Origin of the sequence: Amycolatopsis sp. VC5-11 (genome assembly GCF_037034185.1) — a bacterium.
Taxonomy (GTDB): Bacteria; Actinomycetota; Actinomycetes; order Mycobacteriales; family Pseudonocardiaceae; genus Amycolatopsis; species Amycolatopsis nivea.
Map to the genome: position 1 here is coordinate 14,849 of NZ_JBAGKF010000028.1, position 13,669 is coordinate 28,517.

Annotated in this window: 11 protein-coding genes; 3 read left to right on the forward strand and 8 right to left on the reverse strand. The window is 69.8% G+C overall.

Going from position 1 to position 13,669, the window contains the following annotated elements:
- Window positions 1–57: 57 nt before the first annotated feature.
- Window positions 58–2,436 carry a molybdopterin-dependent oxidoreductase gene (locus WA670_RS42220; RefSeq protein ID WP_336161765.1) on the reverse strand — a complete coding sequence of 793 codons (2,379 nt, stop codon included), beginning with the start codon at window positions 2,434–2,436 and terminating at the stop codon, window positions 58–60.
- A gap of 244 nt (window positions 2,437–2,680) precedes the next feature.
- Between WA670_RS42220 and WA670_RS42225 the strand changes: the two genes are divergently transcribed.
- From WA670_RS42225 to WA670_RS42235, 3 genes are all read left to right on the forward strand, one after another.
- Complete coding sequence (locus WA670_RS42225; RefSeq protein ID WP_336161767.1) at window positions 2,681–3,751, forward strand: extracellular solute-binding protein; 1,071 nt, start codon at window positions 2,681–2,683, stop codon at window positions 3,749–3,751.
- 330 nt (window positions 3,752–4,081) lie between these two features.
- Window positions 4,082–4,744, forward strand: a complete 663-nt coding sequence (locus tag WA670_RS42230; protein ID WP_336161769.1) for a response regulator transcription factor — start codon at window positions 4,082–4,084, stop codon at window positions 4,742–4,744.
- A gap of 28 nt (window positions 4,745–4,772) precedes the next feature.
- Window positions 4,773–5,390 (forward strand): TetR/AcrR family transcriptional regulator, encoded by a 618-nt coding sequence (locus WA670_RS42235; protein ID WP_336161828.1) that lies wholly within the window; start codon window positions 4,773–4,775, stop codon window positions 5,388–5,390.
- Between the two features lie 7 nt (window positions 5,391–5,397).
- Here WA670_RS42235 and WA670_RS42240 read toward each other — a convergent pair whose 3' ends face one another.
- The 7 genes from WA670_RS42240 to WA670_RS42270 all read right to left on the reverse strand — a co-directional run bounded on the left by WA670_RS42240 (window position 5,398) and on the right by WA670_RS42270 (window position 13,666).
- Window positions 5,398–5,838, reverse strand: coding sequence for a VOC family protein (locus WA670_RS42240; RefSeq protein WP_336161772.1), 441 nt, complete (start codon window positions 5,836–5,838; stop codon window positions 5,398–5,400).
- A 107-nt stretch (window positions 5,839–5,945) separates the two neighbouring features.
- Window positions 5,946–7,217: a flavin monoamine oxidase family protein gene (locus WA670_RS42245; protein ID WP_336161773.1), complete on the reverse strand. Its 1,272-nt coding sequence runs from the start codon at window positions 7,215–7,217 to the stop codon at window positions 5,946–5,948.
- Window positions 7,214–8,536 (reverse strand): flavin monoamine oxidase family protein, encoded by a 1,323-nt coding sequence (locus WA670_RS42250; RefSeq protein ID WP_336161775.1) that lies wholly within the window; start codon window positions 8,534–8,536, stop codon window positions 7,214–7,216. Before WA670_RS42250 ends, WA670_RS42245 begins: the two co-directional genes overlap by 4 nt.
- A 200-nt stretch (window positions 8,537–8,736) precedes the next feature.
- Window positions 8,737–9,888: an acyl-CoA dehydrogenase family protein gene (locus tag WA670_RS42255; RefSeq protein ID WP_238605329.1), complete on the reverse strand. Its 1,152-nt coding sequence runs from the start codon at window positions 9,886–9,888 to the stop codon at window positions 8,737–8,739.
- On the reverse strand, window positions 9,888–11,555 hold the full coding sequence (locus tag WA670_RS42260) for an AMP-binding protein (RefSeq protein WP_238605328.1): 1,668 nt from the start codon (window positions 11,553–11,555) through the stop codon (window positions 9,888–9,890). The genes WA670_RS42255 and WA670_RS42260 overlap by 1 nt, the downstream gene beginning before the upstream one ends.
- 102 nt (window positions 11,556–11,657) lie before the next feature.
- Window positions 11,658–12,248 (reverse strand): TetR/AcrR family transcriptional regulator, encoded by a 591-nt coding sequence (locus WA670_RS42265; protein WP_199818128.1) that lies wholly within the window; start codon window positions 12,246–12,248, stop codon window positions 11,658–11,660.
- A gap of 644 nt (window positions 12,249–12,892) precedes the next feature.
- Entirely contained in the window at window positions 12,893–13,666 is a 774-nt protein-coding gene (locus WA670_RS42270) for a TIGR03084 family metal-binding protein (RefSeq protein ID WP_240691367.1), read from the reverse strand.
- Window positions 13,667–13,669 lie beyond the last annotated feature (3 nt).

Consider the following 13,669-nt stretch of genomic DNA (forward strand, 5'->3'; position numbering starts at 1 on the left):
GGCGAACTCCAGGCCAGTCCGTCGCGGGGAGGCACGGGTGCTACTCCTCGACCGAGATCACGGTGCGGCACGCCGCGTCACCGGCACCTCATAAGCTCGGCTCTGCGGCGCTTCCGGAGAAGCTTCGACACGGACAAGGCAAGTCTGCGCCGAACTGGCCTGGGCAAGCCGCGAAGTCCCGATGTCCGGCGTCAAGACGTTCGGATTTCCTTGCAGGTCAAGCGATCCCGGCTCCCCCGGACTAACGGGGTCGTACCAGCCCCCGGTCGCCATCACGGCGACCCGGCGGAGGATCCCTTCGGTCGTCCGGACCGCGGCCAAGCAGGCGCCGCGTGCATTGCTGACCCGGACCACGTCGCCATCGGCCACTCCCAGCCGATTCGCGTCGTCGACGTGCAGCACGATCGCCTCGCGCCCGTCGATCTTCGTGGCCAGGCTCGCCGCCGAGAAGTCGAGCTGGCTGTGCAGCCGTCCCCGCGGCTGATGGCTCAGCAGATGGAAGAGGTTCTCGTCCGCCGCCGCCTCGGCGCTGCCCAGCCATTCCGCCGGCGTCAGCCAAACGGCGTGCCCGGGACAGTCGTCGTAGCCGAACCCGGCGACGGTGCCGGAGAAGATCTCGATCCGGCCGGACGGGGTCGCGAGAGGATTCGCCTCGGGGTTTTCGCGCAGCTTGGCGAAAATGTCGTCCCCTCCGCGCAGCGGAAGTTCGACGCCGTCCGGCAGCTTCACGAACTCGTCGTACTCCGGAAGCTCGACCCCCCGAGCCGCGAGGCGCGCCGCGGTTTCGGCGAAGAGCCGGCGGACCCATCCGTCGGCGTCGAGACCCTCGGTGAACTGCTCAGCGAAACCGCGACGGGCGGCGATCTCGGCGAAGGCCCCGAAGTCGGTGGGAACCCCCTCGGGCGGATCCTGGACCCGGCGCATCGCGAGCAGGGTCGTGTCCCGGCTCCCGGCGGCGAGGTCGTCGCGTTCGAGCGGCGTCGCGACGGGGAGGACGATGTCCGCGTACCGGGCGACGGGCGTCCACCAGGAATCGTGGACCACGATCGTCTCGGGCCGGTTCCACGCCCGCAGCAGCTTGTTGAGGTCCTGCTGGTGGTGGAACGGATTCCCGCCTGCCCAGTACACGAGCCGGATGTCGGGATACGTGAGCACCTCGCCGTCGTAGTCGACGGTGTCGCCGGGACGCAAAAGCATGTCGGAGACGCGAGCGACCGGGATGAACGCGCGCACCGGGTTCCGGCCCTGGGGCAGGCTCGCGACGCCCATCGAACCGCGGTGCAGGCCGATGCCGTGGGTCATGCTCAGCCCGGCGGCGAAGCCTCCCCCGGGCCGCCCCATCGAGCCGGACATCGCGGCGAGGGTCGCGCCCGCCCAGTACGGCTGCTCCCCGTACTGCGCACGCTGGAGCGACCAGGTCAGCGAGACGACCGTGCGCCGGTGCGCGACGGCCTCGGCGAGTTCGCGGACCGTCGCCGCCGGGACCCCCGAGATCTCCGCCGCCCATTCGGGGGTCTTCGGAACGCCGTCGCGCTCGCCGAGCAGGTACGAGCGGAACCGCTCGTATCCCACACAGCAGCGCTCCAGGAACTCGCGGTCTTCGAGCCCCTCCGCCGCCAGGTGGCCGGCCATCGCGAGCATCAGCGCGGTGTCGGTCCCCGGGCGGATCGGAATCCATTCGGCCCGCAGTTCCGGCGCGAGGTCGTCGCGCAACGGGCTCACCAGGACGAACCGCACACCGGCGTCGGCACAGGCTCGTTGCGCCTCCGCCGCCCGGTTGCGGCGCATCCCGCCCTGGTTCACCCGGGTGTTCTTCAGCGGCGCGCCGCCGAAGCTCACCACCAGTTCGCCGTGCCCGGCGATCTCGGACCACTGCGGGCTCCAGTCGAACATCCCCATGCCCGGGCCGCCGAGGACGTGCGGCAGCACGACCTCCTGCGCCCCGACGCTGTAGCTGTTGCGGGAGGAGACGTAGCCGCCGTCCAGGTTCAGGAACCGGTGGATCTGGCTCTGCGCGTGATGGAACCGGCCGGCGCTGCCCCAGCCGTACGAGCCGCCGAACACGGCCTCGTCGCCGTGCTCGGACCGCACCCTGGCGAGTTCCCTCGCGACGAGGTCGTACGCGTGGTCCCATTCGACCTCGACCATCGGCTCGCCGCCGCGCCGGTTCCCGCCGACCCGCGGACCGTGTTCGAGCCACCCCTCGCGGACGTGCGGGCGGACGATCCGGAGCGGATGGTCCAGCGTCTCGTGCAGCCCGTTCGCGAGCGTCTGGCCGAACGGGTTGTCCGGCGGCGCGGCGGTGGCCCGCGCGCGCCCGTCCCGCACGGTGAAGTCGTAGGTTCCCCAATGCGTGGTGGTGCGGCGGATCTCAGCGGACGCGGCCGCCACCCGTTCGTCCGGGCGCGCGGCGCCTGCGCTTTTCGGGTCTCCCACAACTCCTCCTCATCGAACCGCGCGATCGAGGCGGCACCCAGATTCCCGGTCCGGACGGCCGATTCTCCCTTCGCCCGGCCTTCTTCCGGCGCCCCGGGCCGGGCATTACCCGCCAGCCGGGGGAGCCGCCGCGACGCCGAGGTCCTGGCACTCCCCCGCGTGGACTAACTGCGCGACGGCAACCCGGCGGCTCCGGCGATCAAGCGCATCATCTCCCCACCCTGAACCCGAACTGAGGTCACACATGAGCATCAAGGGCAAGGTTATCCTCGCGGCGCTGAGCACGGTAAGTCTCGTTCTCGCCGCCGCGTGCGGTTCATCGGCGGGCGCCGGAGGCCAGTCCGGCGGCGACCTTTCCGGCGAGAAGATCGTCTTCGTCAATTACGGCGGGGACACCTTGACGGCGGCCCAGAAAGCGTGGCTCGACCCCTTCGCGAAGAACACCGGCGCGCAGACCGCGACGGATTCGCCGTCCGACCCCGCCAAGATCAAGGCCATGGTCCAGGCGGGCAATCCGACGTGGGACGTCGTCTGGCTGGACACCGGCAGCGGCGCCCAGGGGTGCGGCACGCTGTACGAGAAGCGCTCCGACTTCGGCGTCAGCGTCAAGGACGTCGACCCGCGCTATGTTTCCGACCAGTGCGGCGTGCCGGTCTCCGTCGAGAACGTCGCACTCGTGTACAACACCAAGAAATTCGGCGGGAACCCGCCCGCGAAGATCACCGACTTCATGGACACCCAGAAGTATCCGGGCCAGCGCCTCATGTACAACTACGCGTCCGGCGGCCTCGAGTCGCTGCTCCTCGCCAGCGGGGTGGCGCCGGACCAGCTGTACCCGCTCGACCTGCGACGGGCGGCGGCCACCGTCAAGACGCTCGGCAGGAACCTGACCCTCGACGCCACTCTCGCCCAGGAAACCCAGGAGCTCGAAGCGGGCGATTTCGCGATGTGCCTGTGCTACCTGGGCCGAGCGGCCATCGCGGCCCAGAACGGGGCGCCGGTCGGCGTCACCTGGAACCACAGTTTCGCCGCGTGGGCGGCCCTGTACGCGGTCAAGGGCTCGAGGTCTCCGAAGGCGCAAGCCGCGCTGCTGAACTACATCGCGACGCCGCCGGCGCAGGCCGCCTTCACCGAGAACATCCCCTACGGCCCGACGACCCCGGCCTCGAAGCCCAACGTCCCGGCGAGCTTCCACCAGTGGCTCCCGCAGGAGAATGTGTCCAAAATGGACGGAGAGGCGCTGTCCAACAGCACCTGGTGGGCCCAGAACGCGGACAAGGCGTTCGCGGCTTGGACCGCGATGACCTCGGGCTGATCAGCGCTCCTTGTCCGGCTCCGCGGCGATTCCCGGTTGGAATCGCCGCGGAGCCTTTTCGCGCCAGGAGGACGGGGCCGGACCCGCGTCCACCGGCGCGTATCGCCGCCGGAGCTGAACTCCCCTCGACGGGCAGGTTCCGGACCGCCATCACCGCGACCTCCCCCTCCACGAAGCCCGCCCGAGACGCCGAGAACCGGGCGCGCGACCCATGCCGCCCGCCGGGGTCAGGCCCGCCGTCCCTCGCCTGAGCAGCTGAAATCCGTGCTCTTGACACTTACTGATCGTCCATTTAAGGTCGCTAAATGAACGTTTAATAGGAGGTCGGGCATGACGATTACCGCGGACCGCTCCCCTGACGTTGCCGACGTGATCAAGCCGGAGCCTGATCGCTGCGGACCCCAGACGGTCCTCATCGTGGACGACAACGAACTGGTCCAGGTCGGGCTGCGAGCGCTGCTCGCCGCACAGCCGTGGGTGGCGAGCTGCCTCGAGGCGGACTCGGTCCGGACCGCGAGGGACGTCGCCCGGCGGCGCCAGCCGCAGCTCGTGCTCGTGAGCGCCGCCGTCAACGGGGAATCCGGGCTGGCGCTCTGCCGGGAACTGCACGCCGCGCTGCCGATGACGAAGATCGTGATCATGTCCGGACAGGGCCGGGTCGCGCGCACCCGCGCCTGCGCCAACGGAGCCGTCGGATTCGTCTCGCTGGGCATGCCCGCGAAAGTGATCGTGGACGTCGTCCAGCGAGTCGCCGAGGGTGCGCGGATGTTTCCGCGGGAACAGATCGCCAAACCGAACGGGCTGCTTTCCAGCCGCGAACTGGACGTTCTGCACCATCTGGTCGCCGGGCTCAGCAATCCCGAGGTCGCCGCGGCGCTCAATCTTTCCCGGCACACCGTGAAACAGCACACCAGCACGGTGTATCGCAAGCTGGGCGTGCGCAATCGGGTCCAGGCCGCGTCCCGGGCCCGGGAACTCGGATTAGTGGCATGAGCCGCCTGAGCGAGACCAGCCGGTGACCATGGACACCGCCAAAACCGGACGGAGGCGATCGACGGCCGTCGCCTCCGAAGACCTGGCCGGGGCACGAGAACGGATTCTCGCCTCCGCCATCCGCTACTTCCAGAAATACGGGTACGCGGGCACCTCGGTTTCCCGGATCGCGTCCGCGGCCCGGATGACCCCGGCCAATATCTACTGGCATTTCCCGTCGAAAATAGATCTGCTGGCCCAGGCACTGCAGACGCTTTACCGAGAAGCGTACGACGCTCTCGCGCAGGCAGTTCGCGAAGGCACCGCCGAAGAGCGCCTCGCGAACTACGCACGGACGTACGTGCTCATCCAGCTCGCGGAATTGGACTGCAATTTCGGCTATGCGACCCTGGCGTCCTCGTTGACCCCGGAGATGCGCAAGGAACTGCGGGCGTCCAGCCGGCCGTACCTCGACCTCCTGCGGGACATCCTCGACCAGGGATGCAGCGAGCGCGTCTTCACCACGCACGAAGTCACCGTGACGGCGATGGCGATCTCGACGATGTGCGAGTACGTCTTCACCTGGTACCGCACCGAGGGACATCTGTCCGTGGCCGAGATCGGCGAATGCTACGCCCGCCTGGCCCTGCGCATGGCGCGCGGCTGAACCGCGGTCAGCCGCGGCGGTCCTCCAGCACATGGAAAAGCGCGCCGCCCAACGACTTCGGATGCACGAAGACCTCCGCATAACCGCCGTGGTCGTCATCGCGACCGACCGGCGGAAGCCCCACCGCGTCGATGTGCTGCGCCGCAGCACCGAGATCGAAAGTCTCGAACGACACATGATGCAGGCCGCCGCCCCGCCGCTCCAGATAGCGCACCAGGCTGGTCGCCCGGTTCCCGCGCGGGGCCGCGACTTCGATCGGCGGATTGCCCGCTGACGCGATGAATGCCCACCTCATGTCGAGCGGTTCGTCCTCCCCGCTCTCGGTCACCGCCCCGCCGAGCAGGGCGCACAGATTGGCGATCGTGTCGGCATAGCGGCTCGGCTCCACGACGATGCCGATGTGGTGGAGACGGCCGAACGGGCACGGGTCATGGTCGCCGGGGTTCATGGAACAACCTCCTCGTGGTCATTGCGGATCGCGGCAAGGGAAGGGACCCGGCACGAGACGCACCAGCCGTCTCGAGTTCCGGGTCCCTCGGTCTCTCAGCTCCGAGATCAGGCCAATTGCCCTTGCCGGGCACGGTGTTTCAGCAGAATCTCGTCGGCGGCGCGCTCGCCGGAGCGCGCCGCGCCTTCCATCGCGGTCGCCCATCGGGAGCCGGTCGCCTCGCCCGCGAAGTGCAGCCCTCCGACGGGAGCCGCGATGACCTGTCGTCGCGCGGCTCCCCCGCTCTGCGAGCTGACCACGCCGCCGAAGAACTCTTCCCGGGTCCAGTTCTGGACGATGCCGCCGATCCGGACGGGCTCGAATCCGGTCATCGCCCGGATCTGGTCGTCCAGCACCGCCAGCGCCCGGTCCTGGTCGTCCAGCAGCCCGTCGCCGGTGTCGGGCATCGTGCCCAGCACCGTGACCGTGTCTTCCGCGGTGCGCCGGAGCCAGAACATCGCGGCACCGCTGTCGGTCAGCACCGACGGTCCCGCCGCGTCCCAGATGCGCCGGCCGTCGCGGTACTGGCCGACGATCTTCCCGCCTTGGGTCATCGGCGACCGCAGGAGCGCCGAGGTCTTCCAGTCCGGCAGGACCGGGTCGAAGCCGATCCTCCTGATCGCGTGCACCGACGCGGTGATGACGACCTCGTCCGCGACGAACTCGTCGTGCTCGGTCGCGACCCGGTAGGAGCTGCCGATCCGCGAGATCAGCCGCACCGGCTGTTCGTAGCGGATGTCGAGGCCCTCGGCCGCCTGCCGCGCGATCACGTCCGTGCTGCCGTCGAGGAGCCAGCAAAGCCGGCCGATGTCGCCGGGATGGACGTGCCAGGACGACGTCACGGCCGGGCGCTGGACCGGGTTGAACCCCGTCTGCATGGTGTAGCGGGCGAAGGCGGCCGGGGACAACCCGGCGCGGCGCCCCCACGCCGCTACCGTCTCGGCCGTGCCGGGCGGCGTTGCCGCGACCGCCTCGCCGACCTCCTTGGCCAGCCGTTCGCGCTCCTCCTCGCTCACCCGCTGACCGTCTTCCACCAGATTGCCGAGCAAGATGGAGGCGCCGCTGTAGCGCTCGCCGGGCCCCTTCGGATACAGCGCGAGCTCGGCCGAGAGCTTGATGCCGTGCTCGAGGCAGAAGCGCAGCAGGAAATCCTGCCCTCGGTCCAAAAAGGACGCTCCGAGGTCGGCTACCGCGCCGAAGCGGAGCGCCTCCCGGTCGCCCCGGGTCCGCCCGCCCAGGTGCGGGGTGGCCTCGAGCACCACGACGTCCTCCCCGGCAGCGGTGAGCCGCCGGCCCGCGAAGAGCCCAGCCAAACCTGCTCCGACGACTACCGTGGTCATGAGTGCGAGAGCCTTTCCGTCACGTAGCTGGTATGGAAGATTTCCGCGGTGCGCAGGATTTCCCCGGCGGCTCGCAGCCCGGACCTGGCCGCGCCTTCGAGCGTTCCGCACATCGGCGCGTCCGTGTAGTCGCCCGCGAAGTGGACCGGGGGCTCTTCTCCGCCGAGAATCCCGGCCACCTCGGCGCGAGCGCTTTCCGGCGGTGCCACCGTCACTCCTAAGTGGAGCGGATCGGCCCACCAGTTCTTGATGTCGCCTCGCAGGCGCGTGACCGGCTGTCCGACCACAAGTTCCACCAGTTCGTCGAGCCTGGAATACGCCGCGGGCGGATCGGCCAGGAGGCCGCGTTCCGCACCGGCGATGAAGGCGGTGACGATCGCCGGCGTCCCCGGTTCGCCCGGCACGCTCACCCAGGCCGTGTTGATCGCCCCGTCGGTGCAGACCAACGCCTCGAACGCCTCGCGCACCGCATCGCCTTGCGCATACTGGGCGATCACCTTGCCTGCCATCGCCGGCAGCAACGACGTGGCGGTCATGACCCGGTCGTCCGACAGCGGAGGGTCGAAACCGATCGTCGAGACGGCATACGGCCCCACCGCGCAGAGGACGGAACTCGCGGCGAATTCTTTGCCGGAAGCGGTAGTCACGGTCGCATTGCGAGTGCGCCGCACCCGGACGACGGGGTCGCCGAGCCGGACGTCCAGTCCCTCCGCAAGCGCCCGCAGCAACGACAGCGTCCCGCCGCGGCACCGCTGGAAAGTCCCGCGCTGAGCGGAAAAGAGGAAGTGCACGTCGCAGTCCCACGGATCGAGCTGTGCGAACAGCCGAGCCAGCGCTCGCGTGACCGCGGCCGCGCGGCCGGAAAGCCGGGCCCGCCGGATCCACTGCTCGACGATTTCGCCGGACGCGGACGGATGCGCGATCGCGGCGGCCCGAAGCTCCGCGCCGATCTCGTCGCGCGCGTCCTGGCTCAGGACCCGGTCGCCGACGACGAACCGGTTCACCCGGAGATAAGCCTCCATGAGCGACTCGTCGCCGTCCTGCGGAGCTCCGTACCTTTGCGGCGCAAGGAGTTCCACGCCGACCTCGGCGCACAGCGCACGCACCGCGTGATAGCTGTCGTCGATGAGTTCCCCGCCCAAGTCGGCATACTGCCCTCCGCCCCACTCCACCGCCGACTGGATGGCGCGACCGCCGATCCGGTCGGAAGCTTCGAGTACAACGACCTCACGCCCTTCGCGACGCAGCTTCCACGCCGCGGTCAAGCCGGCCAGTCCCGCACCGATGACAACTGCTGGCGCATCCTCCAAGAACCGCACTGTGTGCTTACCTCCACCGTCGTGCTCGCGTCGGCCCGATCCACGTGTCCTCATTTGACCGTGCCGTCCGCACATCCGCGGCCGGCGGACGCGGCATGATGCCCGGGTGGGGGATCAGTCCTCGGCGACTCACGCGAGCATTGGCCGCGACCGGCCTTGCTCGACAGGTGAAGGTTCGAACTCTTCGCCGTTACAGCGGGTCAATACGACCGCGGCAAGCCGAGTGTGTGGCTCGCGACGTAGTTCAGGATCATCTCTCGGCTCACCGGTGCGATCTTGAGCAGGCGCGCCATTCCCCACAGGTGCGCGAGACCGTATTCGGTCGCCATGCCGTTGCCGCCGTGGGTTTGGATGGCCGCGTCGAGGGCTTTCAGTGCGGCATCGGCGGCGCTGTATTTCGCCATGTTCGCCGCCTCGCCCGCCGGGCGGCCCGCGTCGTGCAGCCACGCGGCTTTCGCGGTCATCAAGCGTGCCAGTTCGACGTCTACCGCCGCCTCCGCGAGCGGATGGGCTACTCCCTGGTGCGCGCCGATCGGCGTGCCCCAGACCGAGCGCTCGTTCGCGTAGCGCGCGGCTTTCGCCAGCGCGTACCGCGCGATGCCGGTTTCGATCGCGGCGCCGCCGATGCGTTCCGGGTTGAGGCCGCGGAAAACGATGCGCAGTCCGTCGCCGACCTCGCCGATCCGGCGGTCGTCGTCCACCCGGACGTCGTCGAAGCTGAGCGTGTACTGCTTCTCCGGCGCGCGCATTTCGACCGGGATCCGGCTGCGGTGCAGGCCGTCGGCGTCCGTGGGCACGACGAACAGCGTCATTTCGCCCTGTCCGGAGTCGCCGGCGCCGGTGCGGGCCACGACGAGCAGGTTCGCGGCCTCGTCCACTCCGGAGATGTAGTACTTCGTGCCAGACAGCACCCACCCGTCGCCGTCGCGGCGCGCGGTGGTGCGCAGCTGGTGGCTGTTCGACCCGGCGTCCGGTTCGGTGATCGCGAAGACCATTTTCTCGGCGCCGGAAGCCATCGCGGGAAGCCACCGGCGCTGTTGCGCGGGTGTGCCGAATTCCTTCAGCACCTCCCCGGAAATCGCGGCGGACACGAGCAAAAGCAGCAACGGCATCCCGGCCGCGGCGGTCTCCTCGACCACGATCGCGAGTTCGGTGATGCCCGCGCCTCCCCCGCCGTGTTCCTCGGGCAGGTTCACACCGACGAAGCCCGCGTCGCCGAGGGCGTGCCACAGCTCGTCGGTGCGCCCGTCTTCGTCCAGCACGCGGCGGAAATACCCGTCGCCGAACCCCGCGCAGATCTTGCCGACCGCGGCTCGCAGGTCAGCGTGCTCGGGCGATTCGTCGAAATCCATCAGTGCCGTCCCGAGGCTTCCGGAGCCGACGCATACTGTCGGCGCAACTTGTACTTCATGACTTTTCCGCCGACTGTTTCCGGCAGCGCGTCCACGAACCGCACTGTTTTCGGGGTTTCGAAGCCAGCCAGGCGTTCCCGCGCGAAAGCGATCAGCTCTTCCTCGGTGACCGCCGCGTCCTCGGCCAGCACGACGAACGCCGCCACCCGCTCGCCCCAGCGTTCGTCCGGAACACCGATCACCGCTGCCTTCGCGACGCCGGGATGCAGGTGCAGTGCCGACTCCACGCGGATGGTGGAGACGTTCTCGCCGCCGGATTTCACGATGTCCTTGTACCGGTCGACCATCACGCGCTGGCCGCTTTCGCCGTAGGAGCAACTGTCGCCGGAGTGGAACCAGCCGTCGCGGAACGCTTCGCGCGTGGCCGCTTCGTCGAGGTAGTAGCCCGCGGTGGTGACCGGCGAACGGTAGACGGCTTCGCCGGGCACGCCTTCCTGTCCCTCCAGGGAAACGCCTTCCGGATCCACGATCTGCGACGCCAGCAGCGGACTGGGCGCTCCGACGTAGTTGTCCTGCGGCGCGGTCCGTTCGTACAGGTCCGGATGCTGGTCGGGCCAGAACCGGTGGCAGGCAATGGATTCCGTCTGCCCGAAGATTTCCGTGACCGTCAACTGTGGACAGTGCTCGCGAAGACCGGCGAGCACCGCGGGCGGGAGCGCGGCCCAGCCGTAGACGGCGATCCGCAGGGACGACACGTCACGCGGGTGCGCGTCGAGTTCCTGCCGCAGCGCGCCGAGCATCGCCGGGGAACCGCCCCACAGCGCGGTGCTCCGCTCGCGCTCGATGCAGTCGGCGGTCGCGACCGGGTCCGGCCGCCGGCCGATGACGGCCGAGCCGCCTGCCGCGAACGCCGCGAGGAGAAATATCTGATGGCCGACGTGATACATCATCGGCAGGAAGCTGGCGACCTTCACCGCGCCCTCGAACGGGACCCCGCGGGTGAGGGTGAGCGCGAAGCCGTGCGCGGCGAGCGTGGACGCCGCGTGCGAGCACATCACGCCCTTCGGCATCGCCGTCGTGCCGGAGGTGAAAAGGATTTCGTAGATGTCGTCGCCGTGGATCGTGGTGTCCGGCGCGGTTTCGGAGACGCCGGAGACGAAGTGCGAGAACGACTCGCTGCCTTCCGGCGCGGGTCCGCCGATTTCCACCGCCACGTCCGGAGAAACCCCGGCACCGCGCCACTGCTCCGGCGCGGCGGCCCAGATGTCGGCGTCCACGACGCACATTCGCGGCTGGACCCGGTCGATCAGGTAACGCACCACGTCTGGCGCCATGGCCGGGTTGATCGGTGCCGCGACCATGCCCGCCTTCGCGACGCCGAGCTTGAAGGCGTAGCCCTCGACGGAGTTCTCGCACACCATCGCCACCCGGTCGCCCCGGTGCAGACCCCGGGCGAGCAGGGCGTTCGCGACTTGGCTGGTGAGCGCGTCGAGCTCGGCGAAGGTCAGCCGGGCGAAGCGGGGATCGCCGAACGCGCCGGGCCAGCCCGCGATCGCGGTCGCGTCCGGGACGCTCCAGGTGAGGCGTTCGACCAGATCGGACACGCAGATGCGGTTCCAGCGGTCGTCCGCGCGGCGGTTGTAGAGGCTGGTGACATCGAAGGCCATGAAGCTCCCCCTTTGGAACTCCGCGGTGAGCACGCCGCGTGCTCGGATGCCCCTCACCTTAGAGAATCATCATTCACTAAGCAAGGGGCTCCGCGGCCGGGGTCACTGGTCCGCGGCGATCTCCAGCACGAGCTCGGCGGCGCGGGCGAGGCAGTCGAGCAGCCGGTCGGCTTCGAGGCCGACGTTGTGGAACAGGTTCGACTGGACGGCGCCGACCGCGGCGTGGACGAGCGTGCGCGCCACCGCGTCGTCGAGGTCCGGATGCGCCTCGCGGGTGAGGTGCACCCACTCCTCCAGGTACAGCCGCTGCTTGCGGCGCAGCCGGACCTGGTCCTCGGCGGGAAGGCTGCCGATCTCGTTGTGGTAGACCCGGGCCAGCGCGCGCTGGCGCACGACGAACTCGGCCTGCCCGCGCACAAGCCGCCGCAACGTCTCGCGCGGCCCGGCATGCTCGGCGAGCGCGACCTCCTGATCGGCGATGAGCCGGTCGATGATGTCGTCGAAGAGCGCGACGAGGATCGCCGCCTTGCTGTCGAAGTGCCGGTAGATCCCGGAACCGACAATCCCCGCGTCGCGGCCGATCTCGGCCATCGACACCGCGTGGTAGCCGTTGCGGCTGATCAGATCGCCCGCCGCGACGAGAATCTTCGCTCTCCGGTCGGGATCCCGCGTCCGGGTGGCCGAACGTGCCACACCCACCACCTCCAGCCTGTCGCTCCCGCCACGATATCGGCCGCGCGACGGGCACGCCGAAGCGGACCCCGCGGGGTGAACGGCGGGTCACTCAGGGTTGGCGGGATTGCGGCGGGAGGACGGGCGTGGGCGGGACGGGCTCGGGTGGAAGGACGGGCGCAACGCTGGAAGACCCACGCGGGCCGGGAAGCCCGAAGCGCCCGCCGTCGCAGCGAAGGGTTGGCCACGAAGCGCCACGCGGGCACTGGCGCGGCGAAGCTTGACCGCAAACCCACGAGCGAACGCCTGGCTTAAACCCCCGCCCGGGCCCGGCTCAGCCGCGGCGCTGCCCAGACCACTGACACTCCCCGGCGAGGGCTCGGCCGCAAACCCGCAGCGGCTACTCGGCCACATCCCGGCCCGGACCCACCTCAGCCAGGGATCTGCCCCGGTCACCGACCCACCCCAGGCGAACCGGCGAGCACTCGGCCACAACCCAGCCCCAGCTCAGCCCCGAGCCTGCCCCGCCACCGACCCTCCCCGGCCAACCGACGAACACTCGACCACAACCCCGCCCGAACCCACCTCAACCAAGGAACTGCCCCGGCCTCCAACCCTCCCCGGCGAACCGGCGAACACCCAGCCACAACCCAGCCCGGCCCAGCTCAGCGGCGAAACTGCCCCGCCCGCCGCCCAACCCCAGGCGGGCCAGCGAACGCCTGAGCCACCCGCATCCATTCCCCCGCGATATCACCGCGCGTGCGCAACGCCGTGTCCGCCACGTGCCGTCGCTGGGTCACCACCAGGCAGAAGTCCTCGGCCGACCCGGTCACCGAGTTCGGGGAACCCGGGTCGCCCCAGGTCCAGTAGCCGCCGTCCGGGGCGGTCAAGGCCACGTGCACCTCGGCGTCGGGCACTGGCCGACCCTGCGCCCGGTAGCTGTTCGGGAAGGCCAGCACTCCGATCCGCGCCACGTGTCGCAGCCGTGCGGTCGCCTCGCGGCGCACGCCGAAAGTGTCGGCGACATCCTGCCCGTGCGCCCAGGTCTCCATGATCCGCGCCGTCAGCTTCGACGCCAGGCTCATCGACGGCCCGAACCACGGCACCCGGACCGCGGGATCCGCCGCCTCGGCCGCCGCGCGCAAACGGCGGTGTTCGTCGTTCCACCAGGCCAGCATCTGCGCACCGGGACGATCCGCGTGCACCGCTCCGATGCCGTCCACATAGGACTGCAGATCTTCGAGCGAATCCCGCAGTGCGACGAATTTCTCCGGCTCGCCGACGCACAGAGCGGTGACTCCGTCGAAATGCGCCAGGTGCGCGATCTGGTCGCGAACCGTCCAGCCAGGCGCGGGCGTCGGCGCGGACCAGTCGCGGTCCGGGCGTCCGGCCAGCAACGCGGCGAGCGCGTCGTGCTCCGCCGCCAAGTCTGTCAGCAATCC

Coding starts and splice junctions, on each gene's coding strand:
- WA670_RS42225 (WP_336161767.1), top strand. CDS start 2,681: ATGAGCATCAAGGGCAAGGTTATCCTCGCGGCGCTGAGCACGGTAAGT.
- WA670_RS42230 (WP_336161769.1), top strand. CDS start 4,082: ATGACGATTACCGCGGACCGCTCCCCTGACGTTGCCGACGTGATCAAG.
- WA670_RS42235 (WP_336161828.1), top strand. CDS start 4,773: ATGGACACCGCCAAAACCGGACGGAGGCGATCGACGGCCGTCGCCTCC.
- WA670_RS42240 (WP_336161772.1), bottom strand. CDS start 5,838: ATGAACCCCGGCGACCATGACCCGTGCCCGTTCGGCCGTCTCCACCAC.
- WA670_RS42245 (WP_336161773.1), bottom strand. CDS start 7,217: ATGACCACGGTAGTCGTCGGAGCAGGTTTGGCTGGGCTCTTCGCGGGC.
- WA670_RS42255 (WP_238605329.1), bottom strand. CDS start 9,888: ATGGATTTCGACGAATCGCCCGAGCACGCTGACCTGCGAGCCGCGGTC.
- WA670_RS42260 (WP_238605328.1), bottom strand. CDS start 11,555: ATGGCCTTCGATGTCACCAGCCTCTACAACCGCCGCGCGGACGACCGC.